Source organism: Streptomyces sp. NPDC002536 (assembly GCF_053594995.1).
Genome location: NZ_JBSFWU010000031.1, coordinates 17,840 through 37,784 on the forward strand (window position 1 = coordinate 17,840; position 19,945 = coordinate 37,784).

The window sequence follows — 19,945 nt, forward strand, 5'->3', positions numbered from 1 at the left end:
GCCCGACAGGGAGGCACCACCGTGGCAGACCGCACACCCCCGCTCGCCGTCGACGAACTACGTCGGCTCGTCGACGCCGGGGAGATCGACACCGTCGTCCTCGCCTTCACGGACATGCAAGGACGGCTCCAAGGAAAGCGGTTCGCCGCCCGGTTCTTCCTCGACGACGCCCTCGACCACGGCACGGAGGGCTGCAACTACCTCCTCGCCGTGGACACCGACATGAACACCGTCGACGGCTACGCGATGTCGTCCTGGGAGCGCGGCTACGGCGACTTCGCCCTGCACGGGGACCTCGCCACCCTCCGCCGCACCCCCTGGAACCCCGGCACCGCCCTGCTCACCGCCGACCTCGCCTGGCACGACGGCTCGCCCGTCCTCGCCTCCCCGCGGCAGATCCTGCGCCGCCAGCTCGACCGGCTGGCCGAGCACGGATGGACCGCGTACGCGGGCACGGAGCTGGAGTTCATGGTCTTCCGGGACACCTACGAGCAGGCCTGGAACCGCGGTTACCGCGACATGACCCCCGCCAACCAGTACAACTGCGACTACTCCGTCCTCGGCACCGGCCGCATCGAGCCCCTGCTGCGCCGCATCCGCAACGAGATGGGCGCGGCCGGCATGACCGTCGAGTCGGCCAAGGGCGAGTGCAACCTCGGCCAGCACGAGATCGCCTTCCGCTACGCGGACGCGCTCACCACCTGCGACCAGCACGCCGTCTACAAGACCGGCGCCAAGGAGATCGCGGCCCAGGAGGGCATGGCGCTCACCTTCATGGCCAAGTACGACGAGCGCGAGGGCAATTCCTGCCACATCCACCTCTCGCTGCGCGACGAGGCCGGGCACCCCGTACTGGCCGACGACAGCGGCCCGTACGGCATGTCCCGCGTCATGCAGCACTTCCTGGCCGGACAGCTCGCCGCCCTGCGGGACTTCACCCTGCTCTACGCCCCCAACATCAACTCCTACAAGCGCTTCCGCCCCGGCTCCTTCGCCCCCACCGCCGTGGCCTGGGGCCCCGACAACCGCACCTGCTCCCTGCGCGTCGTCGGCCGCGGGCACTCCCACCGCTTCGAGAACCGGCTGCCGGGCGGCGACGTGAACCCCTACCTCGCCGTCGCCGGCATGGTCGCGGCCGGGCTGTACGGCATCGAGCACGAGCTCGAACTGCCCGAGGTGTGCACGGGCAACGCGTACGCGGGGGACGCCGTGCACGTCCCGGCCACCCTGCGCGAGGCGGCGGAGTTGTGGGAGGCCAGCCCGATAGCCCGCGCCGCCTTCGGCGACGACGTGGTCGAGCACTACCGGCACATGGCCCGCGTCGAGCAGGAGGCGTACGACACCGCCGTCACGGACTGGGAGCGGTTCCGCTCCTTCGAGCGCCTGTAAGGACCCCTGTTGTGAACGAGCAGCACCAGCACGAGATCGTCAACCCGGCGACCGAGGAGGTCGTCGCCGTCGTCCCCGGCACCTCCCCCGAGGAGGTGGACGCCGCCGTCCGCCGCGCCGCCGCCGCACAGCGCCGCTGGGCGGCCCTCGCCCCCGGCGACCGTGCCCGCCAACTGCGCCGATTCGCCGCGGCCGTGGACGGGCACCTGGAGGAACTCGCCCTCCTGGAGGTCCGCGAAGCGGGCCATCCCCTCGGCAACGCCCGCTGGGAGGCGGGCAACGTCCGCGACCTGCTCGACTACGCGGCCGGGGGAGTGGAGCGGCTCCTCGGCGCCCAGATCCCCGTCGCCGGCGGCCTGGACGTCACCTTCCACGAGCCGCTGGGCGTCGTCGCCGTCATCGCCCCCTGGAACTTCCCCATGCCCATTGCCGCGTGGGGCTTCGCCCCCGCGCTGGCCGCCGGGAACGCGGTGCTCGTCAAACCCGCCGAGACCACCCCGCTGACCGCCCTGCGGCTGGCCGGACTCGCCCTGGAGGCCGGGCTGCCCGAAGGGCTCCTCCAGGTCCTGCCCGGGGCCGGGCCGGTCACCGGCAACGCCCTGGTCGAGCACCCCGGCGTCGCCAAGGTCGTCTTCACCGGCTCCACCGCCGTCGGACGGCAGGTCATGGCCAAGTGCGCGGCGGACGTCAAACGCGTCACCCTCGAACTCGGCGGCAAGAGCCCGAACATCGTCTTCGCCGACGCCGACCTCGAACACGCCGCGGCCGCCGCCCCCGGCTCGTTCCTCGACAACACCGGCCAGGACTGCTGCGCCCGCAGCCGCATCCTCGTCCAGCGCTCCGTGTACGACCGCTTCATGGAACTGCTGGAGCCCGCGGTGCTGTCCTTCGTCACCGGCGACCCCACCGACCCCGGTACGCAGATGGGCCCGCTCGTCTCCGCCGCGCACCGCGAGCGCGTCCGCTCCTACGTCCCCGAGACCGCGCCCGCCGCCATCCGCGGCAACGCCCCGGCGGGCAAGGGCTATTGGTACCCGGCGACCGTGCTGGAGGGCCGCCCGGAGGACCGCGCCGCGGTCGAGGAGGTCTTCGGGCCGGTGGCCGTCGTCCTCCCCTTCGAGGACGAGGAGGAGGCGGTACGCCTCGCCAACGCCACCGCGTACGGGCTGGCGGGCTCGCTGTGGACGCGGGACGTCGCCCGCGCCCTGCGCGTCTCGCGCGCCGTCGCGGCCGGCAACCTCTCCGTCAACTCCCACAGCAGCGTGCGCTACTGGACGCCCTTCGGCGGCTTCAAACGCTCCGGTCTGGGCCGCGAGCTCGGCCCCGACGCGCTGTCCGCCTTCACCGAGACCAAGAACGTCTTCATCAGCACCGATCAGCACTGACCAGCACTGAGGAGAGCAAGTGACCGACCAGACCCCCGTCTGCCGCCGCCTCGTGGGCCGCACGGCCGTCGTGACCGGAGCCGGCAGCGGCATCGGGCTGGCCGCCGCGCGGCGGCTCGCCTCCGAGGGCGCGCACGTCGTCTGCGCCGACATCGACGAGAAGGCCGGCAAGGCCGCCGCCGAGGAGGTGGGCGGCCTGTTCGTCAAGGTCGACGTGACCAGCCCGGAGGAGGTCGAGGCGCTCTTCAAGACGGCGTTCGACACCTACGGTTCGGTCGACGTCGCCTTCAACAACGCCGGCATCTCCCCGCCCGACGACGACTCCATCCTCACCACCGGCCTCGACGCCTGGAAGCGCGTCCAGGAGGTCAACCTGACCTCCGTCTACCTCTGCTGCAAGGCCGCCCTGCCGTACATGCAGCGCCAGGGCCGCGGCTCCATCATCAACACCGCCTCCTTCGTGGCCGTCATGGGCGCCGCCACCTCGCAGATCAGCTACACCGCCTCCAAGGGCGGCGTGCTGGCCATGTCCCGCGAACTGGGCGTGCAGTTCGCCCGCGAGGGCATCCGCGTCAACGCGCTGTGCCCGGGGCCGGTGAACACCCCGCTGCTGAAGGAGCTGTTCGCCAAGGACCCGGAGCGGGCGGCGCGCCGGCTCGTGCACGTGCCCGTGGGCCGGTTCGCCGAGCCCGAGGAGATCGCGTCCGCCGTGGCCTTCCTCGCCAGCGACGACTCGTCCTTCGTCAACGCCGCCGAGTTCCTCGTGGACGGAGGCATCGCGGGCGCCTATGTGACCCCGCTGTAGGGTCCATGATCGGATACGGAACCGGCCGTCCGGTCGGTTCCGGTGTCCTGCCCTGCCCGTTTCCTGCACCGAAGAGTTCTGATGCGCAAGAAGACCGCCATAGTCGTCGGCCTCGCTGCCGCCGCGACCCTCGCCGCCCCCCTGCCCGCCGGAGCGGCCCCCGCCCACGGCGCGCGGGCCGCGTGCCCGCAGCTCGACAAGAGCCTCGCCTGGTTCGGCGACAACCGCGACAGGCTGCAGAAGATGATCGACGAGCGCGGCACGTGCTCGGGCAAGGGCGGCCCCCGTCCCGTCGCCGCCTTCGACTGGGACAACACCGTCGTCAAGAACGACATCACCGACGCCACGCTGGCCTGGGCGCTGCAGCACGACATGATCCTGCGGCCGAAGTCCTGGAAGGACACCAGCAAGTGGCTGACCCCGGCCGCGGACGAGGCCCTCACCCGGGCCTGCGGCACCGCCGTGCCGGCCGGCCGCCCGCTGCCCACCTCCCGCAACACCGCCTGCGCCGACGAGATCTTCGAGATCCGCGAGAAGTCGCAGACCATGAGCGGCGCCGCCGCCTTCGCCGGTGACTGGAACCACCGCCGCACCGTGCCCGCGTACGCCTGGATCCCGCAGCTCTTCGCCGGGCACACGCCCTCCGCCCTGACCTCCTTCGCCCGCAAGGCCCGTACGGAGCAGCTGGCCGCTCCCGTCGGCAGCACGCAGACGGTCGGGACGCACAAGCTCGCCGGGTACGTGCGCTACTACGATCAGCAGAAGGACCTGATCCGCACGCTCAAGGCGGCCGGCTTCGACGTCTACATCGTCTCGGCCTCGTCCGAGCCGATCGCCGAGGCCTGGTCGGGCGGCGTGGGCATCGACCGCAAGCACACCATCGGCATCCGCAGCATCGTCCAGAAGGGCCGCCTGACCACCGGCATCCGCGGCTGCGGCGACGTCCCGGACGGGAAGGGCGAGGCCCTGCCGTACATGGACGGCAAGCGGTGCCTGATCAACCAGGAGATCTTCAAGATCAAGGGTGCGAAGGCGTGGGAACGGCAGGACGCCGCGCACCGCATCGCCCTCGGCGCGGGGGACGCGGACACCGACGTGACCTTCGTCGGCGACGCGACCGGTGCGCACGTCGCGATCAACCGGAACAAGGCCGAGCTGATGTGCCGGGCGTACGACGACGCGGACGGGCGCTGGGTGGCGAACCCGATGTTCATCGACCCGATGCCGCGGAAGTCGGGCGCGTACCCGTGCGCGACGAGCGCGTACACCGCGCCGGACGGTTCGCACGGGCCGGTGCGGCGGGCGGACGGCACGGTGGTGCCGGACCAGGTGGACAGGGCGTTCGCCCCGTAAACGGCTTCGCCGCGTGGGCGCGCGGCACGATGGCGCCCCGTCAGGGGCGCGGGGAACTGTGCGACCAGCCCCCGCCGGCCCGCAGCCGACGCACGACCCCAGGGGTCCGGGGCGCAGCCCCGAGCACCTCGGCTGCAGGCGCGTCGTGGCTGAGCGCGCAGTTCCCTGCGCCCCTGGCGGGGCGCGGAACCACTCAGAGGAACGCGTACCCCTCGCCGCGATACGTGGGCACCGTCTCCGTCACCCGGTCCCCGTCCACCAGGTGCAACACGGCGAAACGCTCGCACAGTTCGCCCGCCTTGGCGTGCCGGAACCACACCTTGTCGCCGATCAGCAGGTCGTCGGCGGCCTGTCCCAGCAGCGGCGTCTGCACCTCGCCCGCGCCCTCCTGCGGGGCGAGGCGCAGGCCCGCCGGGAGGTGCGGGACCGGCAGCCGGTCGCGGCCCGGCGCGCCGGAGGCGGGGTAGCCGCCGCCGAGCACGGTCACCACGCCCACGCCCGGCCGCCGCACCACCGGCAGGGCGAACAGGGCCGCCGGGCGGCCGTGGAAGGACGTGTAGTCGTCGAAGAGGCGCGGTACGAACAGCCCCGACCCCGCGGCGACCTCCGTCACCGCCGCCTCGGCCGCGGTGTGCTGCACGCTGCCCGTGCCGCCGCCGTTCACGAACTCCAGGTCCGCCACCGCCCGGACCGCCGCCACGGCCTCCGCCCTGCGGACCGCGAGCTCCCGGCGGGCGGCGGCCTGCATCAGCCGCACGGCCCGGGCCCGTACCGGGTGCCCGGCCGGGGCGTCACCGACACCGGCCACATGCGCCTCGTACGCCATCAGTCCCACCAGCCGCACGCCCCGTCGGCGCCCGACGGAGCGCGCCAGCTCCGCCAGGCGCTCCGGGTCGCGTACCGGGGAGCGCAGCGCCCCCAGCCGCACCCGGCCGCCGAGCAACTGCAGCGAGGTGTCCAACTCCAGGCAGACCCGCACCACTTCGCGCCCCGCGCGGGCGGCCTCGACCAGGGCGAGCTGGGCCGGGTCGTCGATCATCACGGTCACCGCACGCGCCAGCCCCGCGTCCGAGGTCAGCTCCGCGAAGCCCGCCCGGTCCGCCGACGGGTAGGCCACCAGCACGTCGTCGACGCCCGAACGCGCCAGCCACAGCGCCTCGGCGAGCGTGAAGGCCAGTACCCCCGCGAACCCGTCCCGGGCCAGCACCCGCTCCAGCAGCGCCCGGCAGCGCACCGACTTGCTCGCCACCCGCACCGGCTTGCCCCGCGCCCGGCGCACCAGGTCGGCGGCGTTGGCGTCGAAGGCCCGGAGATCGACCACGGCCAGCGGCGCGGTCAGACCGCCGGTGGCCCGGTCGAAGCGGGCCCGGTCGGCGGTGGAGCCGGTGACGCGTGGAGCGGTCGCTGACGGCATGGGCGCAGCTTGCCAGAGCCGATCACCGCTGACCAGGGGCCGGGAGAGGGCGGATGGCCGGGGCCTCCGGAGGCCCCGTAGAGTGGCGCGGACGCCCGGCCGCGGAGCCGTGGCGGCGAGATGTCGTGATACGAACCGGCCTGCCCCGAAAGGCGATCGGGCGATACGGCGAGCCGGCTCGCGAGGGGGAGCGCACAGGGTGAGCACCGAAGCGGACGCCCCGCCCTGCCCGACGGCACCGCCCCACATCCCGCCGTACCCCGCCCGCCCGCCGCGCCGCACCACCGGGCGCACCGTCGCGGCGGCCGTGTGCGGGGTGCTCGGCACGGGGCTCATCGCCGGGGCCCTCGCCGGGAGTTGGCTCGTGGACGGGCCGGACGCGCCCTCCGCCGCCGAGGCCGCCTACGCGCACGGCGCAACCCGCTGGCAGGAGGAGCCCGTCGACCGCCTCTTCCCCCCTGCGATCCACAGCGACGCGGCGGGACCCGGCGGCGCCGCCCGCGACTGGACGCGCCTCGGAGTCGCCCCCGACGGCGGCTGCACCGACGCCTTCGACCCGCTGCTGGCCCGGGCCCTGGCCCCGGCCGGCTGCCGGCGCCTGCTGCGCGCCACGTACGCCGACGCCACCTCCACCCGCGTCACCACGGTCGGCCTCCTGATCACGGACACCGACCGGGCGGGCATGCGCACCCTGAACCACCGCTTCTCCGACGAGCACCTCGACGAACGCACCGACCTGATGCCCCGCCCCTACGCCCCCGCCGGAACCGTCGCCGGGAACTTCGGCGACGCGCAGCGCGCCAGCTGGCGCATCTCGGTCCTCACGGACGTACCGGCCGTGGTGTACGCGGTCACCGGTTTCGCGGACGGCCGCACCGGCGTGCCGCCCCAGCCGGCCCCCGCGGCCGTCGCCCCCGGCGCCACGACGACCGCCGCCCAGGCCGGGCTCGGCAACGACGCGACCGCGCTGGCCGCCCAGATCGAGCGCGGCTACCGCGACGCGGCCCGCTCGGCGGACGGGGAGACCCCGTGAGGGCCCGCGCCCTGACCGCCGTCGCCACCGCCGCCGCGCTCGTCGCGCTGTCCGCCGGGCCGGCCGGCGCCGATGCGATACGGGACCAGGAGTGGGCGCTGGACGCCCTGCACGTCCAGGACGCCTGGCGGACGACCAAGGGCGCCGGCATCACCGTGGCCGTCCTCGACACCGGGGTCGACGAGGGCCACCCCGACCTGCACGGCCGGGTGCTGCCCGGCAAGGACTTCATCGGCTTCGGCGCCGCACCCGGCGAGCGCGCCTGGGCACGGCACGGCACCGCCATGGCCGGCATCATCGCCGGACGCGGCCACGGCCGGGACGACGGCGACGGGGTCGTGGGCGTCGCGCCCGAGGCCCGGATCCTGCCGGTGCGGGTGATCCTGGAGGACACCGACCCCGCCCGGCCGAAGGCCCGCAGCTCGCGCGGCGGCGCGCTCGCGGACGGCATCCGCTGGGCCGCGGACCACGGCGCCGACGTGATCAACCTGTCCCTCGGCGACGACAGCGACACCGCGCACCCCGAGCCCGGGGAGGACGCCGCGGTCCAGTACGCCCTCGCCAAGGGCGCCGTCGTCGTCGCCTCGGCCGGCAACGGCGGGGAGCACGGCGACCACGTCTCCTACCCGGCCGCCTATCCCGGCGTCATCGCCGTCACCGCCGTCGACCGCTACGGCAACCACGCCGCGTTCTCCACCAGCCGGTGGTACGCCGCCGTGAGCGCGCCGGGCGTCGACGTGGTGATCGCCGACCCCGACCGCCGCTACTACGAGGGCTGGGGCACGAGTGCGGCATCCGCCTTCGTCTCCGGCTGCGTCGCGCTGATCCGCGCCGCGCACCCCGGGCTGACCCCGGTGCAGGTCCGCCGCCTCCTGACGGCAACGGCCCAGGACGCGCCGGCCGGGGGCCGCAACGACGGGGTGGGGGCGGGGCTGGTGGACCCCGCGGCCGCCATCGCGGAGGGTTCGCGGCTGGGCCGCGACACCTTGGCGTCCCGGGCGTACGGGGCCAGGTACTTCGGGGCGGGGCCCCGGTCCCGGGGTGCGGAGCCCACTGGTGACGGCCCGCGGACGGCGGCGGTCCTGGCCGGCGCGGCCGGGGTGTTGCTGCTGGGCGCCGCCTTTGCGTTGCGGCGGCGGTGACGCGGGTACCGCGAGGTTGTGCGGCCCGGTGGTCGGGTTGTGCCCACCCGTTCCGCCTTGCGGAACGCCTGCCCACAACCGGAGGGGGCGCCCCCGTAAGGGGCGCGGGGAACTGCGCGACCAGCCCCCACCGGCCCGCAGCCCCCGGCAAACGTGGCCAAGACGCCCCCGATACCCTGCCCTGGTGGCCCTCAAGAACATTCCTGACCCCGGTTTCGCCGACGACGACGGCTCCGCCGACGTCGAACTGACCGCGGCCCTGGCCGCATGGGCGGCCGACCCGGCCACCGGCGAGCCCCGCGTGCTCACCGCCCTGCGCGGCGCCCGCCTGCTGGTGCCCGTCGTCGCCGTGCTCGGCGAGGTGGAGACCGGCCCGGACGGGCTCAAGCGCGAGAAGACCAGCGACATGGCCGTCCCCACCCTGCAGGCCCCGGACGGCCGCAAGGCGCTGCCCGCCTTCACCTCCCTGGAGACGCTGGCCCGCTGGCGGGCCGACGCCCGCCCGGTGGCCGTGCCCCTGCACCAGGCGCTGCAGGCCGCCGCGCACGAGAAGGCGGACACCGTCGTCCTCGACCTGGCCGGCCCGGTGACGTACCCGCTGACCGGCCAGGCCCTGCTCGCCCTCGCCGAGGGCCGGCAGAGCACCGACCCGCTGGCCGACCCGGCCGTCGTGGAGGCGCTCCGCACCGTGCTGGCCGCCGAGCCCGGCGTGCTGCGCGCCCACCTGGCCCCGTCCGCCGAGGCCGACGGGACTCTGGCGCTCGCCCTGGTCCCGGGCACGGCACCCGGCGAGACGGTGCCGCGGGTGGCCGAGGCCCTCGCGGCCGACGAGGTGCTGCGCGCCCGGCTCGTCCGGGGCCTGGACCTGGCCCTGCTGCCGCCGGAGGCGACGGTCCCGGGGGAGCCGCTCTTCAGCCGCTGAACCGGCCGCCGAGCCGGCCGCTGATCTCCGACAGGCGACCCGGGGCGGACCGTCCGACAATGCGAGAGGGACGGTCCGCGAGATCCAGGAGGTCGCCATGGTCGCCCTGAAGCTGGAAACCCTGCAGCTGAATCCCGTGAAGACCCGCGCCATCGCGTCCGAGTTCCTCGGGACCCTGCTGCTGGTCTTCTTCGCCGTGGGCTCCGCCGTCCTGGCGGCCGACTACATCGGGGTGCTCGGCATCTCCCTGGCCTTCGGCTTCACCCTTCTGGCCCTGGCGTACGCGCTGGGCCCGGTCTCGGGGTGCCACGTCAACCCGGCGGTGACGCTGGGGATGCTGGTGGAGCGGCGCATCACGCTCCACACGGCCATCGAGTACTGGATCGCCCAGATCCTGGGCGGCATCGTCGGCGCAGCGGTGCTGTTCCTGGTGGCCAAGCAGGTGCCGGGGCTGAAGACCAGCGGCTCCTTCGGCAGCAACGGCTTCGGCGACCGCTCCGCCGTGCACATCAACACGGGCGGCGCGTTCCTCGCGGAGGTCGTCCTGACCTTCCTGCTGGTCTTCGTCGTGCTCGCGGTGACCCACAAGATCGCCCTGGTGGGCTTCGGCGGCCTGGCCATCGGCCTGGCCCTCGCAGTGATCCACCTGGTCGGCATCCCGCTGACGGGCACCTCGGTGAACCCGGCGCGCAGCATCGGCCCCGCGCTCTTCGCGGGCGGCAGCGCGCTCTCGCAGCTGTGGCTGTTCGTCATCGCGCCCCTGGTGGGCGCCGTGCTGGCGGCGTACGCGCACCGCCTCACCCATCCGCCGCAGGCGCCTGTCCTGGTCGCCGACGAAATCGCCTCGGGCAGCTACGAGGCCCCGCCGGGCCACCTGACGGGCAAGCCCGAGAGCGCCCCGTAAGGAGAGCGCCCCGTGAGGGGCGCGGGGCAGCTACATCATGCGGCTCCGCCGCGTGGGCGCGACCAGCCACAGCGAACCCGCGCCCGAAGAACGGTCAGGCGTAAACCGGCCCGGTGAACTTCTCGCCGGGCCCCTGCCCGGGCTCGTCGGGCACGACAGACGCCTCGCGGAACGCCAACTGCAGCGACTTCAGCCCGTCGCGCAGCGGCCCCGCATGGAAGTTGCTGATCTCGGTGGCGCTCGCCGTGACCAGGCCGGCCAGTGCGGTGATCAGCTTCCGCGCCTCGTCCAGGTCCTTGTGCGCCTCGCCCTCCTCGGCCAGGCCCAGGTTGACCGCCGCCGAGCTCATCAGGTGCACCGCCACCGTGGTGATCACCTCGACCGCGGGCACCTCCGCGATGTCACGGGTCAGGGAGTCGAAGTCGGGGGTCTCGCCGGTGGGGGTTGCGTCGCTCATGCCGCACACGATACGTGCCGTCACCGAATCGGTTCGCCACGGGTTGGGCCCTCTGCCCGACAGCTGGTAATGTGGTGGATCGACCGGCTGGACACGTGCGTGCCCGGCCCACAAGTGGAGGCTCCGAACTCCCACCTCGCCGACCCCGGGTCGGCAGGTCGTTTCCGGTCAGGTGGTGGCCATCGTTCCGTACGGACGATGGAGCCGCCCGATTGCGCCCCGCGGCTTTCCGTGGCGGTGTTCCGGTTTCTTGGAGCCCCGCCTGTGCCGTCCGGGGCATTTTTTGTGCACCGGCGCGGTTGGTCCGTACGTACAACAGACGCGGCTGTCCGCCGGACGGCCGTGTGGTGCTACCGAGGAGGATCCATCAGCGCCGAGCCCCGCATCAACGACCGGATTCGCGTTCCCGAGGTGCGACTTGTCGGTCCCAGTGGCGAGCAGGTCGGCATTGTGCCGCTTGCCAAGGCCCTGGAGCTTGCGCAGGAGTACGACCTCGACCTGGTCGAGGTGGCGGCGAACGCACGCCCGCCGGTCTGCAAGCTCATGGACTACGGGAAGTTCAAGTACGAGTCGGCCATGAAGGCCCGTGAGGCGCGCAAGAACCAGGCGCACACGGTCATCAAGGAGATGAAGCTCCGGCCGAAGATCGACCCGCACGACTACGACACCAAAAAGGGTCACGTCGTCCGGTTCCTCAAGCAGGGCGACAAGGTCAAGATCACGATCATGTTCCGTGGTCGCGAGCAGTCCCGGCCCGAGCTGGGCTACCGACTGCTGCAGCGTCTCGCGGAGGACGTCCAGGACCTGGGTTTCGTCGAGTCGAACCCCAAGCAGGACGGCCGCAACATGATCATGGTCCTCGGTCCGCACAAGAAGAAGACCGAGGCGATGGCCGAAGCCCGCGAGGCGCAGGCCGCCCGCAAGGCCGCTCGTGAGGGCGGACCGGCGGACGCCGCGGACGCCGCCGAGGAGCCTGCAGAGGCGTGATCCCGGGGCCCTGTGCCCCGGATCGCCCCCGGGGTGAGAGCCCCGGACCGCAATCGAACACAGCTGACGCTCCCTTGTGCCCGCCCCGGCGGGCGGGAGCGCCACCGACGAGGAGATACGGCGCGATGCCGAAGAACAAGACGCACTCCGGTGCCAGCAAGCGCTTCAAGATCACTGGCTCCGGCAAGGTCCTGCGCGAGCGCGCCGGCAAGCGCCACCTGCTCGAGCACAAGTCGTCCAAGCTGACGCGTCGCCTCACCGGCAACGCCGAGATGGCCCCGGGCGACGCCGCGAAGATCAAGAAGCTTCTCGGCAAGTGACGCCCTGCACCCCGCACCGCGGGGTGCGCGTCCGACCGGGACCCCATCGATTTCCGGGTCGTGTGAGAACCCACCACGGCCCCGCTACAAGGAGTTAACAAGTGGCACGCGTCAAGCGGGCAGTCAACGCCCACAAGAAGCGCCGGGCGATCCTCGAGCAGGCCAGCGGCTACCGCGGTCAGCGCTCCCGCCTGTACCGCAAGGCCAAGGAGCAGGTCACCCACTCCCTGGTCTACAACTACAACGACCGCAAGAAGCGCAAGGGCGACTTCCGTCAGCTGTGGATCCAGCGCATCAACGCCGCTGCCCGCCAGAACGGCATGACGTACAACCGCCTCATCCAGGGTCTGAAGGCCGCCAACATCGAGGTGGACCGCAAGATCCTGGCCGACCTCGCGGTCAACGACGCCAACGCGTTCGCCGCGCTGGTCGAGGCTGCCCAGAAGGCGCTGCCGGCCGACGTGAACGCCCCGAAGGCCGCCGCCTGATCCGGCGCCCCACGGCACCCGAGCGGACCCGCAGGCCTCCGAGGCCTGCGGGTCCGCTGCCGTCTGTCACCCGGCGCGCGCCCGCGCCCGTACGCCCCACCCAGTGAAGTGAGCCGCCGCCCATGGGCACCCCCGAGCTGATCTCCCCGCGCTCCCCCCGCGTCGTCGCCGCCCGGCGGCTGGCCAGGAGAAACTTCCGGGTCAAGGAGCGCCGGTTCATCGCCGAGGGCCCGCAGGCCGTCCGCGAGGCCATCGAGCACCGGACCGCGGGCGAGTCCACCCTCATCGAGCTCTTCGCCACGGTCGAGGCCGCCGTGCGGCACTCCGAGATCATCGAGGCGGCGCTGGCCGCCGGCGTCCGGGTGCACCACGCCACCGACGAGACGGTGGCCGACATCTCGCAGACCGTGACCCCGCAGGGCCTGGTCGGCGTCTGCCGGTTCCTGGACACCCCCTTCGAGGAGATCCTGGCCGCCCGGCCCCGACTGGTGGCCGTCCTCGCCCACGTGCGCGACCCCGGCAACGCCGGCACGGTGCTGCGCTGCGCGGACGCCGCCGGCGCGGACGCCGTCGTGCTGACCGACGCCTCGGTGGACCTCTACAACCCCAAGTCGGTCCGCGCCTCCGTGGGCTCCCTCTTCCACCTGCCGGTCGCCGTCGGCGTCCCCGTCGAGCAGGCCGTGCGCGGGCTGCAGGACGCCGGGGCCCGGATCCTGGCCGCCGACGGCGCGGGCGAGAAGGACCTGGACGACGAGCTGGACCAGGGCACCATGGGCGGCCCTACCGCCTGGATCTTCGGCAACGAGGCCTGGGGCCTGCCGGAGGAGACCCGCGCACTCGCCGACGCCGTGGTGCGCGTTCCGATCCACGGAAAGGCCGAGAGCCTCAACCTCGCCACGGCCGCCGCCGTGTGCCTGTACGCCTCCGCCCGTGCGCAGCGCGCGTCCGGAGGGTGCCGCTCCGTGACCTCCAGCTAGTAGGGTGGCGCTCCTGGGGCTCGGGAGGGGTGTCGGGTGATGAACGTCAGGACGTCCGGGAGTGCGGCCGGGCGCTCCGCGCCCGCGGTCGCCGACGGGCCCCTGCCGCATCCCGACGACCTGCCGGACGGCCTGGTCGTCGCCGACGAGACCGGCCGCGTCACCTGCTTCAACGCCGCCGCCGCCCGGATCACCGGCCTCGGTTCCGCCGAGGCGCTCGGCCGGCCGCTGGAGAAGGCACTGCCGCTGGAGGATCTGGACGGCCGCCGCTGGTGGGCCCTGACCGACCCGTACGGCGGCCTCACCATCAGGGCGGGCCAGCCCGAGCGGAATCTGCTGCTGCCCGGCGGCCGCCAGGTGCTGGTCTCCGCCCGGTACGTGCGCGAGCGGCCGACCGGGCGCGTGGTGAGCGTGGTCGTCCAGCTGCGCGGCACCGAGGCGCGGCGCCGCACCGAGGCCAGTCACGCCGAGCTGATCGCCACCGTCGCCCACGAGCTGCGCTCGCCGCTGACCTCGGTCAAGGGCTTCACGGCCACGCTGCTGGCCAAGTGGGAGCGGTTCACCGACGACCAGAAGCGGCTGATGCTGGAGACGGTCGACGCCGACGCCGACCGGGTCACTCGGCTGATCGCCGAGCTGCTCGACATCTCCCGCATCGACTCGGGGCGGCTGGAGGTGCACCGTCAGCCGGTCGACATGGTCGCCGCCGTGCACCGGCACGTCGAGGCGCACACCCGGGCGGGGCAGCCGCGCGAGCGGTTCGTCGTCAAGGTCTCCGAGCAGCCGCTGCCCGCGTTGTGGGCGGATCCGGACAAGGTGGACCAGGTCCTGGGCAACCTCCTGGAAAACGCCGTGCGCCACGGCGAGGGACGGGTGACCATAGAGGTGGCACCGGCCCTGCTGACGGCGCGGAGGGAGGGGACGGCCGTGACGGTGAGCGACGAGGGCCCCGGCATCCCCGAGGAGTCCATGACGCGCGTCTTCACCCGCTTCTGGCGCGGCAGCAAGCGCGGCGGCACGGGCCTGGGCCTGTACATCGTCAAGGGCATCATCGACGCCCACGGCGGGACGATCACGGTCGGACGGGCCGCCCGCGGCGGCGCCCTGTTCCGATTTACCCTGCCCGTGGGCGCCCCGGCCTTCCTGGACCGGGCCTGACCGAAGCCCACGGGCCGCCACCCTCCACGCGCCCCTTAGACTCGACCTTTGGCACCCTTGGCACCGCCTCTGGACCAATCGCCGCCGGGCGAAGCCGCGCAGCGCAGCGAAGCCTGGGGGCACCTCCCAGCGGTAGCTGGGGGACAATCGGAAGCACGGGAAGAGATGTCCGCACCCAATAAGTCGTACGACCCTGTCGAGGTCGAGGCACTGAAACCGGAAGAGATCGAGCGCATGCGGGACGAGGCGCTCGCCGCCTTCGCCGCCGCGGCGAGCCTCGATGCCCTCCACGAGGCCAAGGTCGCGCACACCGGACCCACCTCCCCGCTCGCTCTCGCCAACCGCGAGATCGGCGCCCTGCCCCCGCAGGCCAAGGCCGAGGCCGGCAAGCGCGTGGGCATGGCCCGCGGTGCCGTCAGCAAGGCCCTCGCCGCCCGGCAGGCCGAGCTGGAGGCCGAGCGCGACGCCCGGGTGCTGGTCGAGGAGGCGGTGGACGTCACCCTGCCCTACGACCGCATCCCCGCAGGCGCCCGCCACCCGATCACCACGCTCTCGGAGCGCATCGAGGACGTCTTCGTGGCCATGGGCTACGAGGTCGCCGAGGGCCCCGAGGTCGAGGCCGAGTGGTTCAACTTCGACGCCCTGAACATCGCCAAGGACCACCCGGCCCGCGCGATGCAGGACACCCTCTTCGTCCAGGGACCGGACAAAAAGGCGGAGTCCGAGGTCGTGCTGCGCACGCACACCTCGCCGGTGCAGGTCCGCACCATGCTCGACCGCGAGCCGCCCATCTATGTGATCTGCCCGGGCCGCGTCTACCGCATGGACGAGCTCGACGCGACGCACACGCCGGTCTTCAACCAGGTCGAGCTCCTCGCCATCGACGAGGGCCTGACCATGGCCGACCTCAAGGGCACCATCGAGCACATGGTGCGCTCCCTGTTCGGCGAGGGCCTGACGACCCGGCTGCGTCCCAACTACTTCCCGTTCACCGAGCCGTCCGCCGAGCTGGACATGCAGTGCTACGTGTGCCGCGGCGCCTCGGCGGGCGACCCCGAGCGCCCCTGCCGCACCTGCTCCAGCGAGGGCTGGATCGAGCTGGGCGGCTGCGGCATGGTCAACCCGCGGGTGCTGACCGCTGCGGGCATCGACCCGGAGAAGTACAGCGGCTTCGCGTTCGGCTTCGGCATCGAGCGACTGCTGATGTTCCGCCACAACGTCGAGGACATGCGAGACATGGTCGAGGGTGACGTCCGCTTCACCCGGCCGTTCGGGATGGAGATCTGATGCGCGCCCCGCTTTCCTGGCTGCGGGAATACGTCGACCTGCCGGCCGGTGAGACCGGCCGCGACGTGCAGGCCAAGCTCATCGCCGCGGGCCTCGAGGTCGAGCGCGTCGAGCAGCTCGGCGGCGACCTCACCGGCCCGCTGGTGGTCGGCAAGGTGCTGGCCATCGAGACGCTCGAGGACTTCAAGAAGCCCATCCGCTACTGCCAGGTCGACGTCGGCCGGGCCAACGGCACGGGCGAGCCGCAGAACATCATCTGCGGTGCCACCAACTTCGCCGTCGGCGACAAGGTCGTCGTCGTCCTCCCCGGTGCCGTGCTGCCCGGCGACTTCCACATCTCCGCCCGCAAGACCTACGGCAAGGTCTCCGAGGGCATGATCTGCTCGTCCCGCGAGCTGGGCATCGGCGACGACCACGACGGCATCGTCGTGCTCCCGCCGGAGCACGAGGTCGGCACCGACGCGATCGAGCTGCTCCAGCTCGTCGACGAGGTCCTCGACATCGCGGTCACCCCCGACCGCGGCTACTGCCTGTCGATGCGCGGCATCGCCCGCGAGGCCGCCATCGCCTACGGCCTGCCGCTGCGCGACCCGGCCCTGCTGGACGTCCCGGCGCCCAACGCCCACGGCTACCCGGTGCAGATCGCCGACCCGGTCGGCTGCAGCCGCTTCACCGCGCGCACGGTCACCGGCATCGACGCCGAGGCCCGTTCGCCGCTCTGGCTGCAGCGCCGGCTGCAGAAGGCCGGCATGCGCCCGGTCTCGCTGACGGTCGACATCACCAACTACGTGATGCTCGAGCTCGGCCAGCCGCTGCACGCCTACGACCGTTCGCTCCTGGACGGCCCGATCGGCGTGCGCCGTGCGCAGCCCGGCGAGAAGCTCACCACGCTCGACGGGGCCAAGCGCGTCCTCGACGTCGAGGACCTGGTCATCACCGACAACCGCGGCCCCATCGGCCTCGCGGGCGTCATGGGCGGCGCCGAAACCGAGATCTCGGACCACGGGGCGGCGCAGAGCTCGTCCGAGGTCGTCGTCGAGGCGGCGCACTTCGACCCGGTGCCGATCGCCCGTACCGCCCGGCGTCACAAGCTGACCTCCGAGGCGTCCAAGCGCTTCGAGCGCGGCGTCGACCCGCAGGCCGCGTCCGCCGCGGCCCAGCGCACCGTCGACCTGCTGGTGCTGCTGGCCGGTGCCACGGCCGAGGCCGGCGTCACCGAGATCACCGCGCCGAGCGCGCCCCGCACGATCGCCATCCGTGCCGACCACCCTGACCGCGTGGCCGGCGTCGCGTACGGCCGGGAGACCGTCGTCCGCCGCCTCCAGCAGGTCGGCTGCGACGTCTACGGGCAGGACGAGCTGATCGTGACCGTCCCCAGCTGGCGGCCCGACCTCACCGACCCGAACGACCTGGCCGAAGAGGTCATCCGGCTGGAAGGTTACGAAAACCTGCCCGCCACCCTCCCGCAGCCGCCCGCCGGGCGAGGCCTGACCGGTCGTCAGCGCCTGCACCGCCGGGTGGGCCGGGCGCTGGCCGGTGCCGGGTACACCGAGGTGCTCAACTACCCCTTCATCGGGGAGGAGGCGCTGGACCACCTGGGCCTGGAGGCGGACGACGCGCGCCGCACCGTGGTGCGCGTGGCCAACCCGCTCTCGGACACCGAGCCCGCCCTGCGCACGACGATGCTGCCGGGGCTGTTCGCCGCCCTGCGCCGCAACGACGGCCGCGGTGAGCACGACCTGGCGCTCTTCGAGACGGGCCTGGTCTTCCTGTCCACCGGCAACGAGGTCACCCCGGCCCGCCTGCCGATCGACCGCCGCCCGACCGACGAGGAGATCGCCTCGCTCGACGCTGCGCTGCCCCGGCAGCCGCGCCGTGCGGCCGTCGTCCTGGCCGGTGCCCGCGAGCAGGCCGGCTGGTGGGGCAAGGGCCACCCGGCCGACTGGGCGGACGCCGTCGAGGCGGGCCGCACGGTCGCCCGCGAGGCCGGCGTCGAGCTGATCGTCCGCCAGGACCAGACGGCGCCGTTCCACCCGGGCCGCTGCGCCGCGCTGTTCGCCGTGGTGGACGGCGCGGAGACGCTCGTCGGCAACGCCGGTGAGCTCCACCCGCGCGTCACCAAGGCGTTCGGCCTGCCGGAGCGCACCTGCGCCATGGAGATCGACCTCGACCTCCTGGAGCGGGCGGGCACCGGTCCGGTCGAGGCCCCGCACGTGTCGGCGTTCCCGGTGGCCACGCAGGACGTCGCGCTCGTCGTGGACGCCTCGGTCCCCGCGGCCGACGTCGAGGCGGCGCTGAAGGACGGCGCGGGCGAACTCCTGGAGTCGCTGCGGCTGTTCGACGTCTTCACCGGCGAGCAGCTGGGCGAGGGGAAGAAGTCGCTGGCCTACGCGCTGCGCTTCCGCGCCTCCGACCGCACCCTGACCGCCGAGGAGGCCACGGCCGCCCGTGAGGCCGCGGTGCAGTCGGCCGTCGAGCGGACGGGCGCGGTCCTGCGCGGCTGACGCCACCCCGGTTCCCAGGGCGCCCCGGTCTTCCGGGGCGCCCTTTGCCGTACCACGCGCCGTCTATATCGCACCCTTGTCAGGCAATGCCTGCTGAATATCACTCAATAGGGTGGAGTCGGGACGACATCACCTTCCCCTGGCCGGAACCGTTCGGCGAGAATCATGCGCGTCGTTGCGCTAGGGGGACCGACGGAATGATCCGTACCGGGGCTCTTCTGCGGTGCCGGCGGGCTTTCGTGTTCGTACTTCCCGGGCTCTGGGTGTTCGCCGTGGTGGCCTGGGAGTTCGTGAGCCCTCTCGGTATCGAGTTCATGCAGCTGCTCGCAGCCGCGCCCGCCATCGCCTGTGCCGGCACCGGCCGCCGCCGGTGCGTGCTGCTCGGAGGGCTCTGCGCGCTGTTCGCGCTGCTGCCGGTCGGTCCCATCGCCCAGGCGGGGGTCGCCGCCCGGTTGGGCACGTGCTGCGCGATCCTTGCCGTCGTCGCCGCGAGCTATCTCACCAGCGGCCGCGGGCTGCGGCTGCTCGGCGAGCTGGAGCAGGTCCGGCAGGTGGCGGCTGCCGCCCAACTGGCCGTGCTGCGCCCGCTGCCGCCCCGGATCGACGGCATCACCCTGGCCGGCGTCCACCTGTCGGCCAGCGAGGGAGCCCTGATGGGCGGGGACCTCTACGAGGTGCTCGCCACCCCGCACGGCGTGCGCCTCGTCATGGGCGACGTGCGCGGGCACGGCATCCCCGCCATCGCCACCGTGGCCGCGCTGCTCGGCTCCTTCCGCGACGCCGCGCACGACGAGGCCGAACTGCCCGACGTGCTGCGCCGCTTGGAGCGCACCCTGCAGCGGCACCTGAGCGAGAAGGCCCGCACCGGGCCGCCCGGCCCGTCGGAGACCGAGGACTTCGCGACCGTCCTGCTCCTGGAGGTGCGCGAGGAGGGCCACGTCGCCGCCCTCAACTGCGGGCACCCCTGGCCGCACCACCTCACCCGCACACCGGAGGGCGCCGTGCGGGTCGTCGCCCTGGAGCCCGGCGAACCCCTGCCCCCGCTGGGGCTGTTCCCGCTCCCCGCCGAGCTTCCCCTGATGTCCCTGCCGCCGCTCGCGCCCGGTGAGGCCCTCGTCATGCACACGGACGGCGCCGAGGACGCCCGCGACCGGGCCGGCCGGCTCTTCCCGCTCGCCGGGGCCCTTGCCGACGCGGTCCGCAGCGCCCCGCTGGTGCCCGCGGCGATCGTCGAGCGCGTCAAGGCCGCCCTGCTGCGCCACACCCGCGGCCTGCTCGCCGACGACTTCGCCCTGCTCGCCATCGGCAACGACGGCCCGCACCTGCACCGCCCCCTGGCCCTGCCCTGTGGCCGGTCCTGAACGCCCCGGCGGCGATGGCCCGTTCACACCCCGTGCGAACGGATCCCCACTACGCTGAT

Annotated in this window: 18 protein-coding genes; 16 read left to right on the plus strand and 2 right to left on the minus strand. The window is 73.4% G+C overall.

Annotated features, from left to right (window positions below):
* Positions 1 to 21: 21 nt before the first annotated feature.
* The 4 genes from ACWD4B_RS14305 to ACWD4B_RS14320 all read left to right on the plus strand — a co-directional run bounded on the left by ACWD4B_RS14305 (position 22) and on the right by ACWD4B_RS14320 (position 4,932).
* Complete coding sequence (locus ACWD4B_RS14305) at positions 22 to 1,389, plus strand: glutamine synthetase family protein (RefSeq protein ID WP_451421007.1); 1,368 nt, start codon at positions 22 to 24, stop codon at positions 1,387 to 1,389.
* A gap of 11 nt (positions 1,390 to 1,400) precedes the next feature.
* Positions 1,401 to 2,774, plus strand: a complete 1,374-nt coding sequence (locus ACWD4B_RS14310) for an aldehyde dehydrogenase family protein (protein WP_451421008.1) — start codon at positions 1,401 to 1,403, stop codon at positions 2,772 to 2,774.
* Between the two features lie 19 nt (positions 2,775 to 2,793).
* The gene (locus ACWD4B_RS14315; RefSeq protein WP_336414275.1) at positions 2,794 to 3,579 is read left to right on the plus strand and encodes a 3-oxoacyl-ACP reductase; all 786 of its coding nucleotides are present in this window, start codon (positions 2,794 to 2,796) and stop codon (positions 3,577 to 3,579) included.
* 81 nt (positions 3,580 to 3,660) lie between these two features.
* The gene (locus ACWD4B_RS14320; RefSeq protein ID WP_451421009.1) at positions 3,661 to 4,932 is read left to right on the plus strand and encodes a haloacid dehalogenase-like hydrolase; all 1,272 of its coding nucleotides are present in this window, start codon (positions 3,661 to 3,663) and stop codon (positions 4,930 to 4,932) included.
* A gap of 193 nt (positions 4,933 to 5,125) precedes the next feature.
* Here the strand turns inward: ACWD4B_RS14320 and ACWD4B_RS14325 are convergent, their stop codons facing one another.
* On the minus strand, positions 5,126 to 6,346 hold the full coding sequence (locus ACWD4B_RS14325; protein ID WP_336414277.1) for an alanine racemase: 1,221 nt from the start codon (positions 6,344 to 6,346) through the stop codon (positions 5,126 to 5,128).
* Positions 6,347 to 6,545: 199 nt separating this feature from the next.
* Here ACWD4B_RS14325 and ACWD4B_RS14330 point away from each other — a divergent pair, with 199 nt between their 5' ends.
* The 4 genes from ACWD4B_RS14330 to ACWD4B_RS14345 all read left to right on the plus strand — a co-directional run bounded on the left by ACWD4B_RS14330 (position 6,546) and on the right by ACWD4B_RS14345 (position 10,347).
* Complete coding sequence (locus ACWD4B_RS14330) at positions 6,546 to 7,379, plus strand: hypothetical protein (protein WP_451421010.1); 834 nt, start codon at positions 6,546 to 6,548, stop codon at positions 7,377 to 7,379.
* Positions 7,376 to 8,521: a type VII secretion-associated serine protease mycosin gene (mycP, locus tag ACWD4B_RS14335; protein WP_451421011.1), complete on the plus strand. Its 1,146-nt coding sequence runs from the start codon at positions 7,376 to 7,378 to the stop codon at positions 8,519 to 8,521. Before ACWD4B_RS14330 ends, mycP begins: the two co-directional genes overlap by 4 nt.
* Before the next feature lie 184 nt (positions 8,522 to 8,705).
* Positions 8,706 to 9,443: an SseB family protein gene (locus tag ACWD4B_RS14340; RefSeq protein ID WP_451421012.1), complete on the plus strand. Its 738-nt coding sequence runs from the start codon at positions 8,706 to 8,708 to the stop codon at positions 9,441 to 9,443.
* Positions 9,444 to 9,540: 97 nt separating this feature from the next.
* Positions 9,541 to 10,347, plus strand: coding sequence for an MIP family channel protein (locus ACWD4B_RS14345; protein WP_451421013.1), 807 nt, complete (start codon positions 9,541 to 9,543; stop codon positions 10,345 to 10,347).
* 94 nt (positions 10,348 to 10,441) lie between these two features.
* On the opposite strand, the gene ACWD4B_RS14350 is transcribed toward ACWD4B_RS14345, so the two are convergent.
* Complete coding sequence (locus ACWD4B_RS14350; protein WP_336414280.1) at positions 10,442 to 10,804, minus strand: DUF1844 domain-containing protein; 363 nt, start codon at positions 10,802 to 10,804, stop codon at positions 10,442 to 10,444.
* 342 nt (positions 10,805 to 11,146) lie between these two features.
* On the opposite strand from ACWD4B_RS14350, the gene infC reads away from it, so the two are divergent.
* From infC to ACWD4B_RS14390, 8 genes are all read left to right on the plus strand, one after another.
* A complete protein-coding gene (infC, locus tag ACWD4B_RS14355) occupies positions 11,147 to 11,791 on the plus strand; it encodes a translation initiation factor IF-3 (protein WP_171085848.1) in 645 nt (214 codons plus the stop codon).
* A gap of 125 nt (positions 11,792 to 11,916) precedes the next feature.
* The gene (rpmI, locus tag ACWD4B_RS14360; protein WP_171085849.1) at positions 11,917 to 12,111 is read left to right on the plus strand and encodes a 50S ribosomal protein L35; all 195 of its coding nucleotides are present in this window, start codon (positions 11,917 to 11,919) and stop codon (positions 12,109 to 12,111) included.
* Positions 12,112 to 12,212: 101 nt separating this feature from the next.
* Positions 12,213 to 12,599 (plus strand): 50S ribosomal protein L20, encoded by a 387-nt coding sequence (rplT, locus tag ACWD4B_RS14365; RefSeq protein ID WP_171085850.1) that lies wholly within the window; start codon positions 12,213 to 12,215, stop codon positions 12,597 to 12,599.
* Positions 12,600 to 12,721: 122 nt separating this feature from the next.
* On the plus strand, positions 12,722 to 13,576 hold the full coding sequence (locus tag ACWD4B_RS14370; RefSeq protein WP_336414281.1) for a TrmH family RNA methyltransferase: 855 nt from the start codon (positions 12,722 to 12,724) through the stop codon (positions 13,574 to 13,576).
* 39 nt (positions 13,577 to 13,615) lie between these two features.
* Positions 13,616 to 14,734, plus strand: a complete 1,119-nt coding sequence (locus tag ACWD4B_RS14375; protein ID WP_451421014.1) for an ATP-binding protein — start codon at positions 13,616 to 13,618, stop codon at positions 14,732 to 14,734.
* Between the two features lie 165 nt (positions 14,735 to 14,899).
* Complete coding sequence (gene pheS / locus ACWD4B_RS14380) at positions 14,900 to 16,021, plus strand: phenylalanine--tRNA ligase subunit alpha (protein ID WP_451421015.1); 1,122 nt, start codon at positions 14,900 to 14,902, stop codon at positions 16,019 to 16,021.
* The gene (gene pheT / locus ACWD4B_RS14385; protein WP_451421016.1) at positions 16,021 to 18,525 is read left to right on the plus strand and encodes a phenylalanine--tRNA ligase subunit beta; all 2,505 of its coding nucleotides are present in this window, start codon (positions 16,021 to 16,023) and stop codon (positions 18,523 to 18,525) included. Before pheS ends, pheT begins: the two co-directional genes overlap by 1 nt.
* A 239-nt stretch (positions 18,526 to 18,764) precedes the next feature.
* Positions 18,765 to 19,886, plus strand: coding sequence for a PP2C family protein-serine/threonine phosphatase (locus ACWD4B_RS14390; protein WP_451421017.1), 1,122 nt, complete (start codon positions 18,765 to 18,767; stop codon positions 19,884 to 19,886).
* The last annotated feature ends 59 nt before the right edge of the window (positions 19,887 to 19,945 follow it).

Bases quoted from the DNA above. Each gene is read 5' to 3' on its own strand.
- pheS (WP_451421015.1), top strand. From the start codon at position 14,900: ATGTCCGCACCCAATAAGTCGTACGACCCTGTCGAGGTCGAGGCACTG.
- ACWD4B_RS14325 (WP_336414277.1), bottom strand. From the start codon at position 6,346: ATGCCGTCAGCGACCGCTCCACGCGTCACCGGCTCCACCGCCGACCGG.
- ACWD4B_RS14375 (WP_451421014.1), top strand. From the start codon at position 13,616: ATGAACGTCAGGACGTCCGGGAGTGCGGCCGGGCGCTCCGCGCCCGCG.
- ACWD4B_RS14345 (WP_451421013.1), top strand. From the start codon at position 9,541: ATGGTCGCCCTGAAGCTGGAAACCCTGCAGCTGAATCCCGTGAAGACC.
- rpmI (WP_171085849.1), top strand. From the start codon at position 11,917: ATGCCGAAGAACAAGACGCACTCCGGTGCCAGCAAGCGCTTCAAGATC.
- ACWD4B_RS14370 (WP_336414281.1), top strand. From the start codon at position 12,722: ATGGGCACCCCCGAGCTGATCTCCCCGCGCTCCCCCCGCGTCGTCGCC.
- ACWD4B_RS14350 (WP_336414280.1), bottom strand. From the start codon at position 10,804: ATGAGCGACGCAACCCCCACCGGCGAGACCCCCGACTTCGACTCCCTG.
- ACWD4B_RS14320 (WP_451421009.1), top strand. From the start codon at position 3,661: ATGCGCAAGAAGACCGCCATAGTCGTCGGCCTCGCTGCCGCCGCGACC.
- pheT (WP_451421016.1), top strand. From the start codon at position 16,021: ATGCGCGCCCCGCTTTCCTGGCTGCGGGAATACGTCGACCTGCCGGCC.